Source organism: Nocardiopsis xinjiangensis YIM 90004 (assembly GCF_000341145.1).
GTDB classification, from domain to species: domain Bacteria; phylum Actinomycetota; class Actinomycetes; order Streptosporangiales; family Streptosporangiaceae; genus Nocardiopsis; species Nocardiopsis xinjiangensis.
The window spans coordinates 15,315-33,584 of record NZ_ANBE01000044.1; the positions used below are offsets into that span (position 1 = coordinate 15,315).

The following is an 18,270-nucleotide window of genomic DNA, read 5'->3' on the forward strand; positions in this document are numbered from 1 at the left end:
CGTCAGTCGTCGCTCAGCCAGAAGGGGACGTCACGCTTGCGGTCCCGCGGGCCACCGGATCCGCCCTCGCCCCAGAAGGGGGTGATCGGCGCGTTGTCGTTGCTCTTGCCGGAGCCGGTCAACCAGCTGCCCTCACCGTCGCGGCGTCCACGGTCGGCGGAGGGTGCGGGGGCGGGCCGAGGGCGACGTTCCGGGGCCCGGCGATCACGCTTCTCCCGGGGGGCGCCCCAACGCGAGCCCTGACCGCCGATGTTGCCCCGAGGCGGGGTCTCTTCACGTCCCTGGAAGATTCCGCGTCCGGTCGCGGGATCCGGGCGCTCGGCGGCGGCAGCCCGGCCGCCACCGGAGGCGGCGCCGCCCACAGGGGCACCGCCCCCGCCACGGTCGCCGGAACCGCCGGAACGACCGGAAGATCCGCCCCCGAAGACGCCTCCCCATCCGCTGTCACCGGTTCCGGTGTAGCCACCGCTGGGACGGGGCGGGATCGAACCAGCTTGGGAGCCGCTGAGGTTCGGGGCCTCGTCCGTGCTCCTGTTGCTCGGCCCCGGACGGTTGCCACCGCCGCCCCCGGCAGCACCGCTGCGGTTGACGTTGAGCGGCGGCGGAGCGTCGTTGTCCCGGACCCGGCCGTAGCCCCCTCGCGCACGCACCCGCGTGGGTTCGTCGGCCGCCGCGGGCGCATCGTCCTGGGGAACCGCCTGGTCGGTCCCGTTGGACGCGGGGGTACCGGCAGCTCCGGCAGCGATCTGGGGGGCGCGCCGGCGGCCCCAGTTCTGCGCCTTCATGTAGGCGACCGGAGGAAGGGCGGCGGCGCTCCGCCCCAGTGCCTGGCTCTGAGCGGCATCGCTGACCACACGCGAGGTGAACGTGTTGGCGTTGACCGAGCTGAACAGGTGCGCGAACGGCTTCCGGTAGATGAACAGGGCCAGGGTGAACAGGGCCAGCAGGATCATCTGCAGCCCCCAGCCGAGGTTGCTCGACATCACCATGCCGTAAGACATGACGAGCAGGGCGATCAGGAGCACGATGAAGATCTGCTTGAGCAGGAACCCCACCATCAGCTCGAGCCAACGCAAGAGGACCGTACGCCCATAACCGGGATGGATTCCGATCAGCAAAAAGACCGGCGCCAACAAGAAGAGAAGCAGGAACGCGATCTTCAGAACAATGAGCGCAACCGAAGCCGCTAGAATCAGGCCGCCTGCAAAGATCGACGAGAACAATGCAAGAGTTGCGACTCCGAGCCGACTTCCTTGGTCATCCCCAGAAAACAAGGTATATACACCAGGGAAGGATGATTCGACATTCGACGCAATTTCGCCGTATGATTCCTGTTTTTCGTCACTCAGTTGCGCTGCATCCAGATCCCCGTCAGATATCTGCTGCTGCTCCACTCGGCTGATTGCCTGGGTACCCATAAGATCAACAGCATGCTCCTGAGCAGCGACTTCAGCGACATCACCGTTACCGAACTGCCCAGCCACCCACGGCTGACAAACCAGGCTCGACCACAGCATGTCGGCGTTGCGCCTCACCTGGAAATCAGATTCCGACTCCCAATCAGCACGATCGGGCTCACTAGCGCCCGGCGGACAGGCACCGGACCCGCCCCCGTACGGAACCTGCCCCACGGTGCTCGTCACCAGTTGCGTGCCGGAGTTGACCAGGTTGCTGGCGAGCCCCATGACGGCGGCCGGCTGGATGAGGATCCACATTCCCAGCGCCGTCGCGAGCACCATCCAGAGCGAGGACTCGATCGTGAGTGTCATCCGCTTGCGGATGAGCCCGTACCATCCCAGCCACACGGCACCGAGAATGACCATGGTCGGGATCAGCGGCCGCCAGATACCCTCTCGCAGAGCGACGACGACGTTCTCGACCATTTCGTTGAAGCTGGACAGGAGGCCGTCGGAATTGGCTGCCTGGTAGACCGTGATGGTCGACTGGTTGATGGTCTTGGAGAGGTCCCAGGCGGTATTCGCCAGTGTCGCCTGCGCACCGTTCGAGATCCCGTCGACGCAGGATTCGGTGATCATGTGCCACTGCGTCCCGGCGGTCCCGTACTGTCCGTACATGCTCGCGTCGGGCGGGAGACCGTCGGGGGCGCCCTCGATGGCGGACTGCGACTGCGGCGGCACCAGCAACCCGTCCGCCCCGCTGCCCGCGGACTCGGGCACGGGCGCCGGCTCGCCGGGGCACATGGGGTTCGCCTGGGCCCCGGTGATGGGGAGCAGCAGAAAGCCTGCACCGAGGAGAAGCATCATCACCACGCGCCGCCAGCTCCGCCGTGGGCTGGGCTGATGCGTCGTCATCTACTGGCTCCCGCGTCGTGGTAGTGCCGTGGGTTCATCGGAAGACGGGTCATGCCGGGACCTGGTCGAGCGCACAGCGAAGAAGAGCCCCGCGCGCGAACCACAGACCCCGCATGTATGTACCCCATCTTCCATGGTGCTCCATCAGGGGGTCGGGGGATGTACGCAACGCGACGGGTTTCGCACTCGAGCAGGCAATCCGGACATTCGGCGGGGACCCATGAGCCGCACCAGCCACTATTTCCGCAGGTGATGGAGCTGGACGGCGCTTGGGAACTCTGGCGTAACGCGAGGCCACAATTTACTGGCCACCCAGGGAGTATGAGCGGCATCACATCCACTTTCCTCACCAAAGATGGACATTCGACCGCTTAACGGACTTCCCGCGCGTCGATGTACCACCTTCCGATGGAACCCGAGAGCACATTGTCGCAGGACCGAAATTCCTCTACGGGGTCGTGATCACCCCTGGCCAGAAGGCGGACGAGGTGTCCGGCGGCAGCGCTCCCGGACCGCTCCCCCGCCGACGCGCACCCAACGCACACGCCACACCGCCGCCGGTACTGACCCACCCCCGCCGCTTGCCACACGAGCCACATCAGGAACCATGGTGGGCAACCCCTCGGCGTCCATCGGACCCGCCATACGCCGAGTACGGTCAGGCGCGAGTTCTCTCTTCCTCACTCCCTATCCGAGAGAGGCCCGATGACCTCCGACGAGACCCCCCGAGAACCGCAGGGAGGGGACCGCGCGCGCTCCACCGGGTCCGCAGGATCCACGGACGCCGGTACGCCGGTTTCCGCGAGCCAACAGTGGAGCGGCCCGCCCGGGCCCTCCCAGGGATCCGGCGACGGGCAGAACGGTACGTCGGCAGAGCCGCGCCCCCAGGCCTGGTCCTCCCCTCCTGACGGGGGCGGGGAGAGCCGGGTTCCGGGGCGGCTGCCGGCCTCCACCTGGATCGTGGCCCTCATCGGCGCGACCGTGCACGCCGTGGCGCTGACGCTGATCCTGGCCCTGGCCCTGCCGATCCTCACCCTGGCCTCATTGACCGGCGGCACCGGACTGTTGATCGTGGCGCCGGTGGTGGCGCTGGCGCTGACGGTGTTCCTGTTCTGGGCGTTCCGGCGCATGCTCGCGGCGGCGCGGTTCCCGCGGCCGACCGCGGCGATGGTGCTGTTCACCACGGTCGTGTTCGCGGCGTTCGGGTGGAACGTGGCCTTGCAGTTGGCCTTCGGGACCGGCGAACCGGCCGAGGGGATCCTGACGGCCGGGGTGATCACGGCCCCACTGGCGGCACTGGTGATGCTGGCCTCGCGCGGGGCCCGGGTGCGCTGGGCGGCCGCGGTGTCGGCGGTGGTGCTGGTTGTGGCCGGTGCCACGGCGTGGGCGCAGAGCCAGGCACAGGAAGAGTCGATGCTGGAAAGGCAGCGGCAGACCAACCTGGGGCACGAGGACGAGGCCGCGGTGCTGGACGCGGGGGGATGGGAGCCCTACCGGTCCGAGATCAACGACGCCGCGCACGGCACGGGGGACACGGGCGCCGGTGAGAGCGGCGCCGACGGGGCCGGCGAGGAGGAGTGGCTGTCCGTGTTCACCGTCTTCTACCAGGACGGCGACGGCGGGTACCTGCGCACCGCCACGTGGGCCGACGAGCGCACGGCCGAGGACCCGGAGGCGGTGCTGCGCGAGTGGTGCGACGGGGAGGGCGCGTACTGCCAGGACCTGGAAGTGGAAGGCGCCGACGGTCCGGTGGTCGCCCAGTGGGCACTCGACGGGTCTGAGAGCGCTGGGGAACAAGTGGTCCCGGAGGATCCCGAGGCGCTGGGCGCTCCGGACGCGGTGCGGTACGAGTACGAACCCGGCCGTGTGGTGTACCTGGGGCCGTGGACGCAGGAGCCGGACCGGTCGCAGGGCGGGGGTCCCGGTGGATCCGGTGGAGAAGCGGGGTCCGGCCCGGGCGCCGGGGCCACTCTCGGGCACGCCGACTTCGAGGCGCGGGAGCTGGCGGAATGGGCCACGCAGGTGCGTCCGGCACAGGAAGAGGACCTCGTGGACCTCGCCGACCGAACCGTGGAGTACTTCCAGGGCCCCGAGGACGTGCTCACCGGGCCGTGAGCGGTCCGGGCGCCCAACCGCGCCGCAGCTCCACGGTGACCGTGTTGCCGTCGGGCACCGTGCGCACGCTGGGGCGCCCGCTCACCTGACCGTCGATGGTCGGGGCCCGGGAGACCAGGTGTCCGGGGCTGGTGAGCATCAGCTGCATGGCGTCCTCGGCCAGCGTCGGAAAGAGCGTCTGCGTGACCACCTCGGTCCCCAGGAACCAGCTCAGCCCCGGCTGTCCCTTCTCCACCTCGAACAGCATCAGGTACCGGTTCCCGAGATCGTCCCAGGCGTGGGAGAAACCCTCCCAGCGGATCGTCGCGAGCTGGCCCGGCACACCGCTGCGCTGCGGGGGTCCTCCCGCCGGCCCGTACATCGTGCCGCCCGTGGAACCGGACGGAAGGCCCTCCGGCTGCCCGTCCGGTGAGGGCTGCGGCGCCATGCCCTCCGGGGCGGCCGGCTCGGCGGGGTCCTCCAGGGTGCGGGAGTTCTCCGCCTTGGGGAGCACCACCTCCGACTCCACACGTGTCCCGTGCTCCCCGCGCACCACACGCCGCACCGACAGCGGCAGGGTCAGCGCCTTGTCCCCATGCACCGCGCGCGGGCGACGGCTGGAACGGACCTCTCCGACGTCGGGCACGAAACCGGAGTTGGCCTTCGGTTCCCGGGTGCGTCCGGTGAGACGGATCTGCTGGAGGGCCAGCACCACCTCCGCCAGCAGTCCGCGCAGGACCTTCTTCGGCGCGTGCTCGGCCGCCCACGCGGCCGGGCCCTCGTAGGCGCGGGCGGAGAGCACCGCGGCCAGGACCTGGCGTCCCGACTCCCGGCACAGGGCGAAAGCGCGGTCCGGGAACCCTCGGATGTCCAGGGCGGCCAGGGCACGTTCGAGTTCGGCACCGGTCTCCACCGCGTGCGGGCGTCCGGTCGGAAAAGGCGAGGGGCGCCCGGTGTCGTCGGGGTGCGGGAGCGGGTCGCCCTCGTCCAGACCCAGGTCGGCGGCGTGCCCGCGCAGCCACGACCAGTCCCTGCGCAGGACCATGAGGGCGCAGTGCTCGGCGCCCAGGACCTGGAACGGCCCGTCGTAGCCGTGCTCGACCAGGGCGGTCAACGCGCTGTGGAGGTCGGTGTCCATCCGCGGACGGTTCGGCCCCGGCGGCGGTAAGGGATCGCCGGGCAGGTGGCCCAGCGCCCACACCGCGCCGTCGAACTTGTCCTCGAACAGGTCCGTTCCCAAGACGTGACTTCCTCTCCCCGTCGTGCCGCCTCTGCCTCCGACGTGCAGCGTCGGGACCGGCCCCGTTCTCGGTGACGGCTCTGCCCCACTATCGGGCACGTGCGGGTGTGGCTCAAAGCGGCCGGATGTGTGCGGAACGGTGCGGGGGCCGGCGGGGCCGGGCGGGGCGCCTCTCGGGTCGGGGAACTCCCCCTTCAGTGGTCGGAGTGGAGGCAGTGGCCCAGGAGGGCGCGGACGTGCTCGTCCCGGACCCGCCCGGCGGCGTCGGCGGCGCACGCGAGGTCGGAGAGGTCACCGGCCCCGGTCTCGAGGGCCTCGGCGTCGGCGAGGTGCCGGGCGTAGTCGGGGGTGGAGTCGAGGGCTTCCCGGCACTGGACCCATTCGCGGTGGGCGGCCAGGGCGCGCTCGAACATGCGGCCGTAGTCGCGGATGGAGTCGACGCGGCGGCGGACGGCGTCCTCGACCGCTTCCAGGTACTCGCGCTGGGGGTACAGGGCCTCGCGGACCCGGTCGGACTCGGCGCGCTGCCAACGGCGCAGGTGGGCCCGGCGCAGGGTGCGTTGGCGGGCGAGGACGCCGGCGATGCGCCACTCCTCTTCGCGCAGGACCGCGAGGGTGCGGTCGGGGTCGGGGCCCTCGCCGAGTTCGCGGGCGTGGCAGGCGACCCGGTCGATGGTGTGTTGGACGTCGACGAGGAGAGGGTGGTCGGCCTCGCACACTTCGTCCGGGCCGACGAGGTGGTCAGAGAGGAGGGTGTCGGGGCGGGGGCGGCGGGCGAGTCCGTCGGCGGCGACCAGGACGGTGAGGCCGGCGAAGACCAGCCAGGGCAGGCCGGTCGCGGCGGCGGGGTCCAGGAGCCAGACGGGGACGGCCGCGAGAGCTCCGGCCCCCAGGAAGGATCCGCAGGCGCGTACGGCCGGGTGGGCCTCGTCGCGGACCAGGAGGGCGACGGTGTGGGCGACGGCGGTGATGGTGGCGATGACCATGGCCAGGTACCAGCCGCCGAGGACCGTGGTCAGGCCGAGGGTCAGGCCGACGCCGAGGAGTTGGGCGCTGCCCTCGCGAAGGCGGGCGGCGCGGGGATCCGGGCGCAGGGAGCGGACGTGGGCGGCGAGGGCCTCCTCCCGGTGTTCGGGGCCGAGGGAGGGATCGACGACGGGTCGGGGCCGGTGGACGTCCTCGCTCATGGGCGGTCCCTCGGATGGGGGTGGGGGCTCTGGGGCGGCTCGGTGGAGCGTGGGCGTGCGTCTTTCGTGTCGGGGCGGGGCAGGCGTGTGGCTGTCAGGAGGGAAGGAAGGAACGGAAGCGGTGGGGTGGGGTGGGGTGGGGGATGGGAGCGGGGGTGGAGGGTCGGGGACCGGTGGCCGGGTGCGCCCGGCGGGCGAACCGATAGAAAAGGGCGTTCCCATCCCCAGCGAGGCGTGAACCTGGCACTCACGATTCGGGCGGGCGCGCGGCCTCGCCCGTTCCCGCACTCCTGGAACCCGTTCGGCCCCGCATCCCCGGGACCGCCCTCCACGACCCCGGACGATTCAGGCACTCACCACGCCGGTCCGTGGGTATCCACCCAGCTCAAGCGGGGGACGGCGGATCCACGCGCGGGTCCGCGGGCGGCCGCGCGGGGCCTCCACGCGCGCGACTCGGATCATGAATGTCTGCGCAACCTCGCGCTCGGCACCATACGGCTGGCAGGGTATCGGGGTGTGGACTCCAGGTCGCGGGTATCACGCACGGCACCCACAGCAGCCTCTGCAAGTCCTACGGATTCCACACTAAAACGGACATTGCGAAAGCAGAAAGCTCTTCTCTGAATGATCGCGACGGTGACACTCTGACTTATCGGTTGAAGACAAAACATTGACAGGGCCCGTACCCTAACAAAACTACCCTGCCGCACCCCCCGGTAAGTCAGCGTCTGGTTCGAGGAGTCGATTACATGCTGACCCGTTTGCACGATCTCCTACGACTGCGCACGTCGCCGTCGATTTTCTTCGGCTCGGCCGCGGTGATCATCGCGTTCGTGCTCGTCACCGTCATCTTCACCGATCCGCTGGATGCAGCCGTCACCACCGCCTCGGACTGGTTGTACACCAACCTGGGCTGGTTCTACATTTTCGGCCTCACCCTGTTCCTGGTTTTCCTGATCTATGCCGCCCTCGGCAGGTTCGGACGGGTGAAACTGGGCCCCGACGACGAACCCCCCGAGCACTCCGGTCCGGCTTGGTTCGCCATGCTCTTCGCCGCCGGCATCGGTAGCATCCTGTTGTTCTGGGGCGTGGCCGAACCCGTCAGTCATTTCGGTGATCCGCCGCGGGGCGCCTTTCTGGGCATAGAGCCGGGAACGACAGGCGCGGCCGTGGACGCGATGAACTTCACGTTCTACCATTTCACCCTGCACACCTGGGCGATCTTCACCCTGCCGGCGCTGTGCTTCGCCTACTTCATCCACAAGCGGAACCTGCCTCCGCGTGTCAGCTCGATCTTCCAGCCGATCCTCGGCGAGCGGATCCACGGGCCGATCGGCCGGTTCATCGACATCGTCGCCATCGTCGGCACGGTCTTCGGCGTCGCGGTCTCGCTCGGATTGGGCGCCCTGCAGATCAACAGCGGGATCAACAGCGTGTTCGGCATCCCCGAGAACGCCGTGTGGCAGCTGGTCATCATCGGCGTCGTCGGCGGGGTCGCGATGATCTCCGTCGCGTTGGGCCTGGACCGCGGCATCAAGCGCCTGTCCAATTTCAATATCTGGATGGCCGTAGGACTGCTGATCTTCGTCCTGGTGACCGGTTCCACCCTCTTCGTGCTCAAGGGCACCATCGAGGCACTGGGCACCTACATGGTGAACCTGCCGGAACTGGCCCTGTGGAACGACACCTTCGCCGACACGGGCTGGCAGAACACCTGGACGGTGTTCTACTGGGCCTGGACGATCAGCTGGTCGCCGTTCGTGGGCATCTTCATCGCCCGGATCTCCAAGGGCCGCACCATCCGCCAGTTCGTCTCCGGCGTACTCCTCATCCCGTCCGGTTTCTCGGTACTGTGGTTCGGCATCTTCGGGCTCTCCGCCATCGACATCGAACTCAACGGTGAAGGCGGACTGGTCGAAAGCGTCGTCGACGAAGGCGACATCCCCGGCGCCCTCTTCGCGTTCTTGGAGCATTACCCCGGCACGCTCTTCATCTCGGTGATCGCCATCATCCTGGTGGTGGTCTTCTTCATCACCTCGGTGGACTCCGCGGCACTGGTGACCGACACGATGGCCAACGGCCACGAAGACTTCAACCCGTTGGGCCAGCGCATCTTCTGGGCCATCGCCATCGCCGTGGTGACCGCCACCCTGCTGGTGTTCTCCGGGACCGGCGGGCTGGAAGCGCTCGAGAAGATCGTCGTTCTCGTGGGCCTGCCGTTCTTCGTGATGGGCTACTTCCAGATGTATGCGGTGTACCGGGCCCTGCGGGAAGACGCCGGAGAGCTGCCGGTGACGCGGACACGCTCGTGGAAGAAGGTCCTGCCCCCGGAGGAGTACGAACGCCGCCAGGACGAGGACGAACACGACACCTCCGAAGTCGTCGTCCAACCCGAGGCCCTCGATGACCCGCCCGTGATGCGTGACCCCTACGTCGACCAGACCCGGGTCACCGGACGCGGCACGCTGCCGGCACGGACCGGTTCGGTGAGGCGCCCCGTCCGCCGGCCGAACCCACCGGGGCAGCGGCCGCAGTCCGGAGGCCAGTTCGGGGAGAACTCCGACTGACAGCGGCCGGCCGTAGGGATCCTTAGGGATGCTGTGTCGGCCGGATGAGGCCGACGACGAGGGCAGGCACGAGCCCCGGCGAGCACGGAGTGGTCCACACCCAGTGATCGCCGGAGAGCCCGTGCCTGCCCTCTCACGTGGGCGCGTGCTTGCGAGACCGACCACATGTGCGTGTGGCCCCGGCCGGAACGTCCGGCACAGGGCCCATGGGGCGCGGGAGTCAGCGGATCCGGTTCACCGGTGCGGAACAGGCCCACGGCTCGGGCAACGGCGCCCCTTCACACAACGCGGAGTCCAGGCGCTTCCACTCCACACGCGCGGAGGGCAGATCCGGGATCTGCATGTACCGCGGACGGGGCCGACGATCCCCTGGGAGATACGTTGCCATCGACCGGTCAGACGCGCCCGTCGCCGCAGTCGACGTAATCAGCGATGCTCGCCGTGTACTCGTCATGGGAATCCAGGTTGTCCCAGAACTCTTCCATATAGGAATCGAAGAACTCCTCGCCGCCAACAGGTTCGCCACACCAGGTGACCTCATCGAAGTTAGTGGCGTAGATCAGAGCGACATCGACCCGGTGAAGGGGAACTTCTTCGTTATCCCATTCATCCTTGTCAAATTCGATGTAATGCCCACCTTCATCCTCCTTGAGGACATGGGACTCGAAAAGCGGATTCTGGCCACCAGTGATGACCTCGACCTTTTCCTCAGGCTCGTTATCGGTGAGCATACGGTCGAGAATGTGCAACATCACCTCACGCTCGACCCATCCTTTGGAGACGTAACCAGGTGACACCCCTCCGCTTTCCGGTTCAGTGTCGGACGCAGAGCATGCGGTCACAGCCATGCACATGGACAACGCGATCAAGAGAAACGCGGGCGCGCGCCCCTCACAACGGGTCAACGGTTCCTCCAGGGCGGATCCTTTCTATCGACCGGTCAGACGCGCCCGTCGCCGCAGTCGACATAATCAGCGATGCTCGCCGTGTACTCGTCATGGGAATCCAGGTTGTCCCAGAACTCTTCCATATAGGCATCGACGAACACATCCCCCGTGACCGTCTCCCCACACCAAGTGACATCATTGAAATCAGTGGCATTGATTAGAGCAGCATCGATCCAGTTCAGGCCACCAACTTCTTCGGTTCGCCATGCATCCTTGTCGAACTCAATGGAGTATCCATCTTCATCTTCATGGAGAACATGGGATTCGAACAAGTCGTCCCGACTTCCTGTGCTGTTCTCGAGGACTTCTTCGGGGTCACCCTCGCTGAGCATACGGTCGAACGTGTGGAGCATCACTTCCCGCTCGACCCAAAATTTGGAGACGTAGCCTGGCGGAAATCCTCCTCTTTCGGTCTCGGGTTCGGACGTGGAACACGCAGCCATAACCATGCATAGGGCCAGGGCAGCCACTATGAAGACCGGTGCACGACTCTCACAACGAGTCAACGGATCCTCCAGCGCGGGCTCTTTCTATCGACCGGTCAGACGCGCCCGTCGCCGCAGTCGACGTAATCAGAGATACTGGCCGTGTACTCTTCGTGGGAATCGAGGTTGTCCCAGAACTCTTCCATATAGGCATCGAAGAACTCCTCGCCGCCAACAGGTTCGCCACACCAGGTGACCTCGTCGAAGTTGATGGCCTCGGCCAGAGCGACATCGACCTGGTGAAGGGGGACTTCTTTGTTATCCCATTCATCCTTGTCGAATTCGATGAAGTGCCCACCTTCATCCTCCTTGAGGACATGGGACTCGAAAAGCGGATTCTGGCCACCAGTGATGGTCTCGACCTTTTCCTCAGGCTCGTTATCGGTGAGCATGCGATCGAGAATGTGCAACATGACTTCCCGTTTGACCCATGAGTAAGAGACGTAGTCCGGCGGCAGTCCTCCCCTTTCGGGTTCGGGGTCGGACGTGGAACATGCAGCCACAGCCACACACATGGACAACGCAGTCAAAAGAGAGGCGAGCACCCGACCCTCACAACGAGTCAATGGTTCCTCCAGAGCGAACTCTTCCTATCGACCGATCAGACGCGCCCGTCGCCGCAGTCGACGTAATCAGCGATGCTCGCCGTGTACTCCTCCTGGGAATCGAGGGTTTCCCAGTGCTCGTCCATGTAGGCATCGACGAACTCATCACCGGTGACCGCCTCCTCACACCAAGTGACCTCGTTGAAATCCATGGCATTGACCAGAGCGACGTCCACCGACACGATGCCGCCGGCCTCATCCGTGCGCCATTCACCCTTGTCGAACTCGATGGAGTATCCATCTTCATCTTCATGGAGAACATGGGATTCAAACAAGTCGCCCCGGCTACCAGTACTACTCTCGAGGACTTCTTCGGGATCACCTTCGATGAGCATGCGGTCGAAAGTGTGAAGCATGGCTTCCCGTTTGACCCAAACTTCGGAGACATAGTCCGGCGACACCCCTCCCCTTTCCGGTTCGGGTTCGGACGTGGAACACGCAGCCATAACCATGCATAGGGCCAGGGCAGCCACCATGAAGACCGGTGCACGACTCTCACAACGAGTCAATGATTCCTCCAGGGCGCGCCGGGTACAAAGGTGCGGTCGCAGACCAGTTCATTATTCCTCGGAATCTTCGTTCTGGTCCCGAAATCCTTCGACATCACCGTTGAAGTACTCTCTTGTCTGGTCGTAGTAGCTCGTGTATTCGCCGGTGAAATCCTCCACCCAGTCGTTGCCAGGGCCGTCACGCTCGACGGTCTCTCCATGTGGATCGACATACTCAGCGCTGATATGCGTCGTGCCCATAATACCGGAGAGGGCGTCGTCGACGGAGCTGAGACCGTCACCGTCGAACTCCGACCAGTCGGTCTCCTTCGCGACACTCACAGTGACGTTGTCATCGAAAGTGAAGTCGTTGGTGATGTCGGAAGCGCCGAGCGCTTGGCCGTCGCGCTCGATGGTCACCACGCCGCTGTCGACCAGGGTTCGGAAATCGCCGCGCTGTGTGTCGTCCTGGAATTCCTGTGAGTTGCTCTGCGCAAGGTAGTCGAGGGTTTCCATCCGGAATTCCCGCTGGATGGACGTATCACTGGTGTAGACGGGGTACCGAGGGGAGACTTCATGGTCGCCGTCGATGACGGCGTTCACAATGCTCTCTTCACCGAGTCCCAGGCCCTTCGACACGGCCGTGCCGATGACCGGGATCTTCTCGGACAGGTCTCCTGCACCGCTCACCACGAACTCGGCGATCTGTGTCCTGCGATCGACGTCTTCATCGAGATCGGCGACGCGGTTCTCGGACTCCAACCACAGGGCCCGCTCCAGCAACCCTTGGAGCTGAGCTGAGCCACGTGCGGTGCTCGCTTCGTTCCCGGTCTCCAAGAAGGCGATCGATTCGACCTGCTGGTAGGCGTCCACGGAATTGACGACGCGTCCAGCGGTCTCGTCGTCACCCATGAGGAGCTGCATGTACATGGCCCGTTCGTCGGGCCCCATTTCCACGAAGCTCTGTTCCGGGTCGAATTCCCCGATTCCCGAGTTCGGCACGTTTTCGCCGTCAAGCACCTCTCCGTTGGCGAAGCTGTAGATGTGGGCGTCGAAGATGTCGGCGAGGCTGTCGGCCAGTTCCCCGTTGACCTGGGTGAACGAGGCATCGGAGTACTCGTTGTCCCCCTCGTGGACATCCACCCCGGTATTGACGAGGGCCTCGTGCATGTCCGAATCGGTGATGGTCTCCATGAACCCGGCGAAGGCGTCTCCGGCGCGCTGGCTCACGTCGGGGTCGTCGCTGTGGATGTCCTCGGCGAGCCAGTCGGTGAGCTGGCGGGCGGTGTGGCCGCCGTCGTGCCAGTTGTAGGTGAGCGTGCCCTCCAGCGCCTGGGTACGCAGGTCGGCGTCGCCGTAGTCGACGCCCTCCTCCTCGTTGCGGTGTTCGCCGGTGAGCATGTAGTAGTTCGCGTCCGTGTTGCGGCTGGCCACGTCCACCAGGTGGGAGACCTGCTCGGAGCTCGGCAGTACCCCGTCCGGGTCGGACTCATCGCCCCACGCATCGAGGAACGCGCCCGTGGTCAGGTGGAGGTTGGTCGACAACCCGTAGCCGCCCTGCAGATTGTCGTCCGTGTGCTCCATGAAGGCCGAGAGCGCCTTCATGTCACTTCCCACAGGCAGACTGGGGAGTTTGTCCTCCGCGTCGGGGTTGATCCACGACCCCTCCACGGCGTACCGGAAGCTCTGGGGCAGCTCGTTGTATCCCCCGCCCAGCTCCGGGTCCGAGAGCACGAGCAGCCCGTCGCCGAGCATGCCGAGGGCATCTTCCCGTTCCTGATCGCTCATGTCGGACTCGTCCATGAGGTCGGGGTAGACCATGATGCCCGCACCGGCCCCGTCACTGAGGTAGGGCTCCTCCAGTTGGGCGTAGAACTCCTCCAGGAACGCCATCTCCTCGTCGCTGAGCTTCGTGCCGTTCTCCTGGCTCTGCCGGGCGTTGGTCCCCACCATCGAGAGCACGAGCATCAACTCGTGATAGCGCTCGTCCAACGGTTTGTCCCCCGACCAGTAGTCGGCGAGCTCATCGGCGTACTCCTCGGCGTTCTCGAGGGACAGATCGCGGTCCTCCAGGAGCTCGGAGTACCGGGAGGGGTCGAGGTTGACGAACGCCCAGCTGGCGTTGCCCGCCTCCATGAGCTTGCGGACGTTCTCCGGGGTCGGCCCCTCCTCGAGCATCGTCTTGATGTCCTCGGCGCCGTCCTCGAGGGCCTGCCAGTTGTCGTCCTCCCGGGTCCTGAGTCCTTCCGCGACCGTGTCGAGTTCCTCGTAGAGGTCCCGGCACTTTCGTTCGTCCCCCGCGCCCATGTCGGTCCAGAGGAAGCCGTCAGCCTCGGGGTAGGACTCGGTGATGCGGTCGCCCTGGTACTTGGCGGGGACGGCGTTCTCCTTCTCCGTCTTTCTGCCGTCCCAGGTGCTGAGCTGGTCATCGCGCTCCTTGTGGAAGGCGTCGACGATGTCCGCCCACATCTCGGTGACCGAAGCGGCATAGGTGACGGAGACGGCGGCGTCGCGCCAGTTCTGCAGATCCTCTTCGTTCAGGGTCTGGATATCCCAGGCGATGACGTCGGTGAACTGGGTGGCCGCTGAGTCGAAACTCCCACTGAGATCGTCGGCGCGGCCGAGAAGACGTGCGTTGAGGATTTCCAGGTCTTCCGCGCAGTCGTAGATGCGTTTGGAGTCGGCGTAGGAATCGCGGGCGTAGAAAACGATGGAGAAGGTTGCCACGGGGTTCCTCGAAGGGACAGAAGGTGGGGACGGGCGGCCGGGGAAGGGGTAGCGGGGGTGCGGTCAGTTCGGGGCGTTGATGTCCTCGAGGGCCTGCCAGGGGTGTTCGAAGCCCTCAGCGTTGTCCAGGTCGTTCTGGGCGATCTCCCCCGCGCCCGCTTGGACATTGTGGGCCAGCGTCATACCGTGCTCCTGCACGTCGATGAGGGACTGGGACGCCTCCTCCTTGAACGTCCTGAATCCGGCTCTGACGTCCTCGTTCCCGGCGGCGCTCTCGGCGTCCTCCATGAGGAGGTCGAAGCCGTCAGCGAGCCCGGCCATGGCGGCCGCGAGCGTTTCGGCGTACTCACCGCCCTGCATCCCCTCGATCGGGTTGCCACCTGCTTCGTTACTCATGTGGGGGTCTCCTCTTCTCGAGCGCGGAATTCCAGGAGGGGCGCGGCACCCTACACCTACCAGGACCGCTCGTCACCGGCGATGTGAAGGGGTCTCTGGTCGTGTTGGGACGCACGGACGGGGGCAGAAGTTCCGCGGTCCACGTGAACCCGCCCCGGGCGCCTCCTGGGTACGGCGCACCATGGTCAGCCGGCCTTCCCGTCGGAAAGCCACGGGCTCCCGGAGGGTTCATTCGGCCACGGCGGCGCGCTCCGTGCGACGTGCGTACGCCCGTGCCGCGCGTACGCGGTCACCGCACCGGGTGGAGCACCATTGCCGGCGTGCGTGCGTGCGCAGCAGGAAGCGGTTGCACGAGGACGCCTCGCAGTGCACCAACAGGCCGGACTCCGGGCCGGTCAGCAGCGCCGCGGCGTCGTCGGCGAGCTGCGCCATCGCATATTCGACCGCAAGTGTCGTCGAGTGCACCTGGATCCGGTGCAGCCCGCTGCGCTCGTCCCATGCGACCGGCTGCGCCGTCGCGGCGAGGCGCATCGCCTCGTTCAGTGCCTCGAGCGCGGCGGGGTCGGGGCGCTCCCCCGCCNCAACCCGGTGAGCCGGGATGCGCAGTAGGCCTGCAGCGGCTGTTCCGGCCCCGTCAGCCCGTGCTCGATCAACCATGCCGTCGAAGCCTCGGGGGTTCCGAGCGCGTCGACCACCCGTCTGGCCGGAAGTGTCAGCCGCGAGTTCGCCAGGTCCAGAGCCGGGTGTTCCTCGGCTCCTGGGGCGGGCGGCAGCGGCAGCGCGATGCTTGAAGAGAGGTCAGACACGTCCTCATGGTAACAAGCTTGTTTTTAACGTGAACAAGGCCTAGCGTGGTCACGCCAAACCATGCTTTTATCCATGAGAAGGTGCGATCCACCATGAAGATGACCCAGGTCCGCAACGCCACGGCCGTGCTCGAGTCCGGCGGGAAGACCGTCCTGATCGACCCGATGCTGAGTGCCAAGGGCGCGATGGAGGCGTTCCCCAGCAACACCGGCGATACCGCGCGCAACCCGCTCGTCGACCTGGCCGTTCCCCTGGCCGACCTGCTCTCGCCGGACATCGTGGTGGTCACTCACACCCACACCGACCACTGGGACTCCGCCGCCGCTTCCTTGCTGCCGCGCGACGTACCCGTGCTCGTCCAGCACGCTGCGGACGCCGAACTCATCACGAACGACGGTTTCACCGACGTGCGGATCCTCGACGAGCCGATCACCATCGACGGCCTCGCCTTCAACCGCACCGAGGGCCGGCACGGTACCCACGCTGCGCTCGAGGCCGTGCCGTCCCTGGGCCAGGTCATGGGCGTCGTGGTCAGCCACCCCGAGGAGCCGGCGGTGTACTTCGCGGGAGACACGGTCCTCACCGAGGACGTCCGCGCGGCCCTGGAGCAGCACACCCCTGATGTCGTGGTGCTCAACACAGGAGGAGCGGTACTCGCCACAGGGGAAGAGGAGTTCCCCACCACGGGCCCGATCCTCATGGAGGCCCAGGACGTGTTCGAGGTCTACCAGCTGGCCCCGCAGGCACGCGTCGTCGCCGTGCACATGGAGGCGCTGAACCACTGCCCGGTCACTCGGGCCGACGTGCGTTCCCTCGCCGCCGACCGCGGGATCAGCGAGAGCGTCCTGGTGCCCGAGGACGGCGACGTGTTGAACTTCTGAGCCGGTTCCCACACACCATCGGAGCATGCCGCGGCCGGGCGGGCGCGGCATGCTCCGCAGAGCTCCTCCGGTGGGCCCGTGACAGCACATTCGGCCGGCCCCGCCACCGCGGCACCACTCAATCCACGTGCGCGGGCCCCGGTTCCTTCCAGTGCGCGTGGAGCAGTTCGATCTGCTCGGGCAACACACGCGCCACGGAGAGCTCCGGCAGATCGGTCACGTCGAACCACCCCACCGCGCTGGTCTCGTCACTGCTGAAACCGGCATCCAGATCGTCCCAGGGCTCACACACGAGGAAGAGCTTGTAGATGTGCCGGTCGTAGACGGGCACGTGCGGCCACTGGTGGCGGTCGAGCACCCCCGCGAGATGGCGCGCCCGCACGCGCAGCCCGGCCTCCTCCAGGACCTCACGCTCGACCGCGCTCCGAGGGCTCTCCAGCACGTCGCACCACCCACCGGGCAGGGTCCAGCGGTCGGCGTCGGCGCGTTCCCGCACCAGCAGGACCCGCCCCTGGGGGTCGAAGACCCCGCCTCGCACGTCGAGTTTGGGGGTGGCGTATCCCGCTGCCGCGGCGATGTGGGGGGCGTATTCGGGCAGGTCCTCCGAGGCGACCGCCTGCATGAGGTCCTGGGCCAGAGTTCCGATGCGGTGGAAACGCTCGATGTCGAAAGCGTCGGTGCAGTACGCCAACGCCGACTCCGACAACGCCGTCAGCTCCATGGCCGTGCGGCGGATGCGCTCGCTGTCCGGTGAGGTCGTCATGCGGCCCAGGCTCTCAGGCCGGTCGAGGGTTTACGGCTACACACGGCCAGGGCCGTCGGAGCGTCACCACGCGGCCATGGGCACATCCGCATGTGAATGCTCCCCTGTCAGTCCCCACCGAGGTGGCGCAGCCAGGGGCCGTCCGCGGTCAACCAATGGGGTACGAGGCTCACAGGGAACGGAGCGTCGGTTCCGAACAAGGTGTCGCCGTGGACCTGGGCGGCATCCCGGTACCCGCCGCGGTCCAGACGCAGTTCGAGCAGGCCGATGCGGTCCGCGAGCGGATTGATGATCCAGTACGAGGGGACGCCGAAAGCGGCGTACTCTCCGCGTTTGGTGCTGCTGTCCCGGAAAATACTGTCCGGGGAAATGATCTCCACCACCAGCAGCGGCGGCACGTCGGTGTAGCCGTCCATGGGCGGAGCACCGTCGAAGACGACGACGTCCGGGATGCGATGGTTGATGCGGGCGCTGTCGAGATTGATGCCGGCGTTCTCGCCGATCTCGTACTCACCGCCGCAGACGATGTTGAGGTGCGTGGCCAGGCGGTTGGCCACCCGCATGTGCAGCGACCCGGGCGCGGGCGACACGTCAAGCCGCCCGTCGACGAGCTCGTACCGGCGTCCGTCCTCCGGCGTGTGCTCCAGATCGCCCACGGTCAACGGCCGCTCGGGCGTACCCGCGTCCCCGGTGGTCATGACAGACATCCTGCCTCCTTGCGCTCATGCGCGCCAGTATCGCGAGAGGAGGCAGCCCATGGCTGGGAAACCG

Annotated in this window: 15 protein-coding genes and 1 pseudogene; 3 read left to right on the plus strand and 13 right to left on the minus strand. The window is 66.7% G+C overall.

The genetic code is table 11. The features are described from left to right. Nucleotides 1-2: 2 nt before the first annotated feature. Nucleotides 3-2,312: a type IV secretion system protein gene (locus D473_RS25110; protein WP_241474825.1), complete on the minus strand. Its 2,310-nt coding sequence runs from the start codon at nt 2,310-2,312 to the stop codon at nt 3-5. Between the two features lie 705 nt (nt 2,313-3,017). Here D473_RS25110 and D473_RS0119435 point away from each other — a divergent pair. After that, complete coding sequence (locus D473_RS0119435; RefSeq protein WP_017610718.1) at nt 3,018-4,427, plus strand: hypothetical protein; 1,410 nt, start codon at nt 3,018-3,020, stop codon at nt 4,425-4,427. Here D473_RS0119435 and D473_RS0119440 read toward each other — a convergent pair. Together D473_RS0119440 and D473_RS0119445 are read right to left on the minus strand one after the other, a co-directional pair. Beyond that, nucleotides 4,414-5,646, minus strand: coding sequence for a hypothetical protein (locus D473_RS0119440; RefSeq protein ID WP_017610719.1), 1,233 nt, complete (start codon nt 5,644-5,646; stop codon nt 4,414-4,416). The two genes, D473_RS0119435 and D473_RS0119440, sit on opposite strands and share 14 nt — an antisense overlap. Before the next feature lie 194 nt (nt 5,647-5,840). Continuing rightward, nucleotides 5,841-6,833, minus strand: a complete 993-nt coding sequence (locus D473_RS0119445) for a hypothetical protein (protein ID WP_017610720.1) — start codon at nt 6,831-6,833, stop codon at nt 5,841-5,843. Nucleotides 6,834-7,582: 749 nt separating this feature from the next. Between D473_RS0119445 and D473_RS0119450 the strand changes: the two genes are divergently transcribed. Beyond that, nucleotides 7,583-9,400: a BCCT family transporter gene (locus tag D473_RS0119450; RefSeq protein WP_017610721.1), complete on the plus strand. Its 1,818-nt coding sequence runs from the start codon at nt 7,583-7,585 to the stop codon at nt 9,398-9,400. 395 nt (nt 9,401-9,795) lie between these two features. Here D473_RS0119450 and D473_RS0119455 read toward each other — a convergent pair whose 3' ends face one another. The 8 genes and pseudogenes from D473_RS0119455 to D473_RS28730 form a co-directional block, all read right to left on the minus strand. Continuing rightward, the gene (locus D473_RS0119455) at nt 9,796-10,248 is read right to left on the minus strand and encodes a hypothetical protein (RefSeq protein ID WP_241474827.1); all 453 of its coding nucleotides are present in this window, start codon (nt 10,246-10,248) and stop codon (nt 9,796-9,798) included. 92 nt (nt 10,249-10,340) lie between these two features. Beyond that, entirely contained in the window at nt 10,341-10,817 is a 477-nt protein-coding gene (locus D473_RS0119460; protein WP_241474828.1) for a hypothetical protein, read from the minus strand. 71 nt (nt 10,818-10,888) lie between these two features. Next, on the minus strand, nt 10,889-11,245 hold the full coding sequence (locus D473_RS0119465) for a hypothetical protein (RefSeq protein WP_017610724.1): 357 nt from the start codon (nt 11,243-11,245) through the stop codon (nt 10,889-10,891). A 188-nt stretch (nt 11,246-11,433) separates the two neighbouring features. Further along, entirely contained in the window at nt 11,434-11,913 is a 480-nt protein-coding gene (locus D473_RS0119470; RefSeq protein ID WP_241474829.1) for a hypothetical protein, read from the minus strand. An 84-nt stretch (nt 11,914-11,997) separates the two neighbouring features. After that, nucleotides 11,998-14,652, minus strand: coding sequence for a TPR repeat region-containing protein (locus D473_RS0119475; RefSeq protein ID WP_017610726.1), 2,655 nt, complete (start codon nt 14,650-14,652; stop codon nt 11,998-12,000). A 63-nt stretch (nt 14,653-14,715) separates the two neighbouring features. Then, nucleotides 14,716-15,048 carry a hypothetical protein gene (locus D473_RS0119480; RefSeq protein ID WP_017610727.1) on the minus strand — a complete coding sequence of 111 codons (333 nt, stop codon included), beginning with the start codon at nt 15,046-15,048 and terminating at the stop codon, nt 14,716-14,718. 228 nt (nt 15,049-15,276) lie between these two features. Further along, complete coding sequence (locus D473_RS28725) at nt 15,277-15,480, minus strand: CGNR zinc finger domain-containing protein (RefSeq protein WP_394296774.1); 204 nt, start codon at nt 15,478-15,480, stop codon at nt 15,277-15,279. A gap of 15 nt (nt 15,481-15,495) precedes the next feature. Further along, a pseudogene (locus D473_RS28730) lies at nt 15,496-15,854 on the minus strand (ABATE domain-containing protein); the annotation flags it as partial. Between the two features lie 93 nt (nt 15,855-15,947). Here D473_RS28730 and D473_RS0119490 point away from each other — a divergent pair. Beyond that, complete coding sequence (locus D473_RS0119490) at nt 15,948-16,736, plus strand: MBL fold metallo-hydrolase (RefSeq protein ID WP_017610729.1); 789 nt, start codon at nt 15,948-15,950, stop codon at nt 16,734-16,736. A gap of 118 nt (nt 16,737-16,854) precedes the next feature. Here D473_RS0119490 and D473_RS0119495 read toward each other — a convergent pair whose 3' ends face one another. Together D473_RS0119495 and D473_RS0119500 are read right to left on the minus strand one after the other, a co-directional pair. Beyond that, nucleotides 16,855-17,499 carry an NUDIX hydrolase N-terminal domain-containing protein gene (locus D473_RS0119495; protein WP_017610730.1) on the minus strand — a complete coding sequence of 215 codons (645 nt, stop codon included), beginning with the start codon at nt 17,497-17,499 and terminating at the stop codon, nt 16,855-16,857. A gap of 107 nt (nt 17,500-17,606) precedes the next feature. Continuing rightward, nucleotides 17,607-18,197, minus strand: coding sequence for a Uma2 family endonuclease (locus D473_RS0119500; protein WP_017610731.1), 591 nt, complete (start codon nt 18,195-18,197; stop codon nt 17,607-17,609). Between the last annotated feature and the right edge of the window lie 73 nt (nt 18,198-18,270).

Bases quoted from the DNA above. Each gene is read 5' to 3' on its own strand.
- D473_RS0119480 (WP_017610727.1), bottom strand. From the start codon at position 15,048: ATGAGTAACGAAGCAGGTGGCAACCCGATCGAGGGGATGCAGGGCGGT.
- D473_RS0119490 (WP_017610729.1), top strand. From the start codon at position 15,948: ATGAAGATGACCCAGGTCCGCAACGCCACGGCCGTGCTCGAGTCCGGC.
- D473_RS0119465 (WP_017610724.1), bottom strand. From the start codon at position 11,245: ATGTTGCACATTCTCGATCGCATGCTCACCGATAACGAGCCTGAGGAA.
- D473_RS0119500 (WP_017610731.1), bottom strand. From the start codon at position 18,197: ATGACCACCGGGGACGCGGGTACGCCCGAGCGGCCGTTGACCGTGGGC.
- D473_RS0119455 (WP_241474827.1), bottom strand. From the start codon at position 10,248: ATGGCTGTGACCGCATGCTCTGCGTCCGACACTGAACCGGAAAGCGGA.
- D473_RS0119435 (WP_017610718.1), top strand. From the start codon at position 3,018: ATGACCTCCGACGAGACCCCCCGAGAACCGCAGGGAGGGGACCGCGCG.
- D473_RS0119470 (WP_241474829.1), bottom strand. From the start codon at position 11,913: ATGGTGGCTGCCCTGGCCCTATGCATGGTTATGGCTGCGTGTTCCACG.
- D473_RS0119495 (WP_017610730.1), bottom strand. From the start codon at position 17,499: ATGACGACCTCACCGGACAGCGAGCGCATCCGCCGCACGGCCATGGAG.
- D473_RS25110 (WP_241474825.1), bottom strand. From the start codon at position 2,312: ATGACGACGCATCAGCCCAGCCCACGGCGGAGCTGGCGGCGCGTGGTG.
- D473_RS0119445 (WP_017610720.1), bottom strand. From the start codon at position 6,833: ATGAGCGAGGACGTCCACCGGCCCCGACCCGTCGTCGATCCCTCCCTC.
- D473_RS28725 (WP_394296774.1), bottom strand. From the start codon at position 15,480: ATGGCGCAGCTCGCCGACGACGCCGCGGCGCTGCTGACCGGCCCGGAG.
- D473_RS0119450 (WP_017610721.1), top strand. From the start codon at position 7,583: ATGCTGACCCGTTTGCACGATCTCCTACGACTGCGCACGTCGCCGTCG.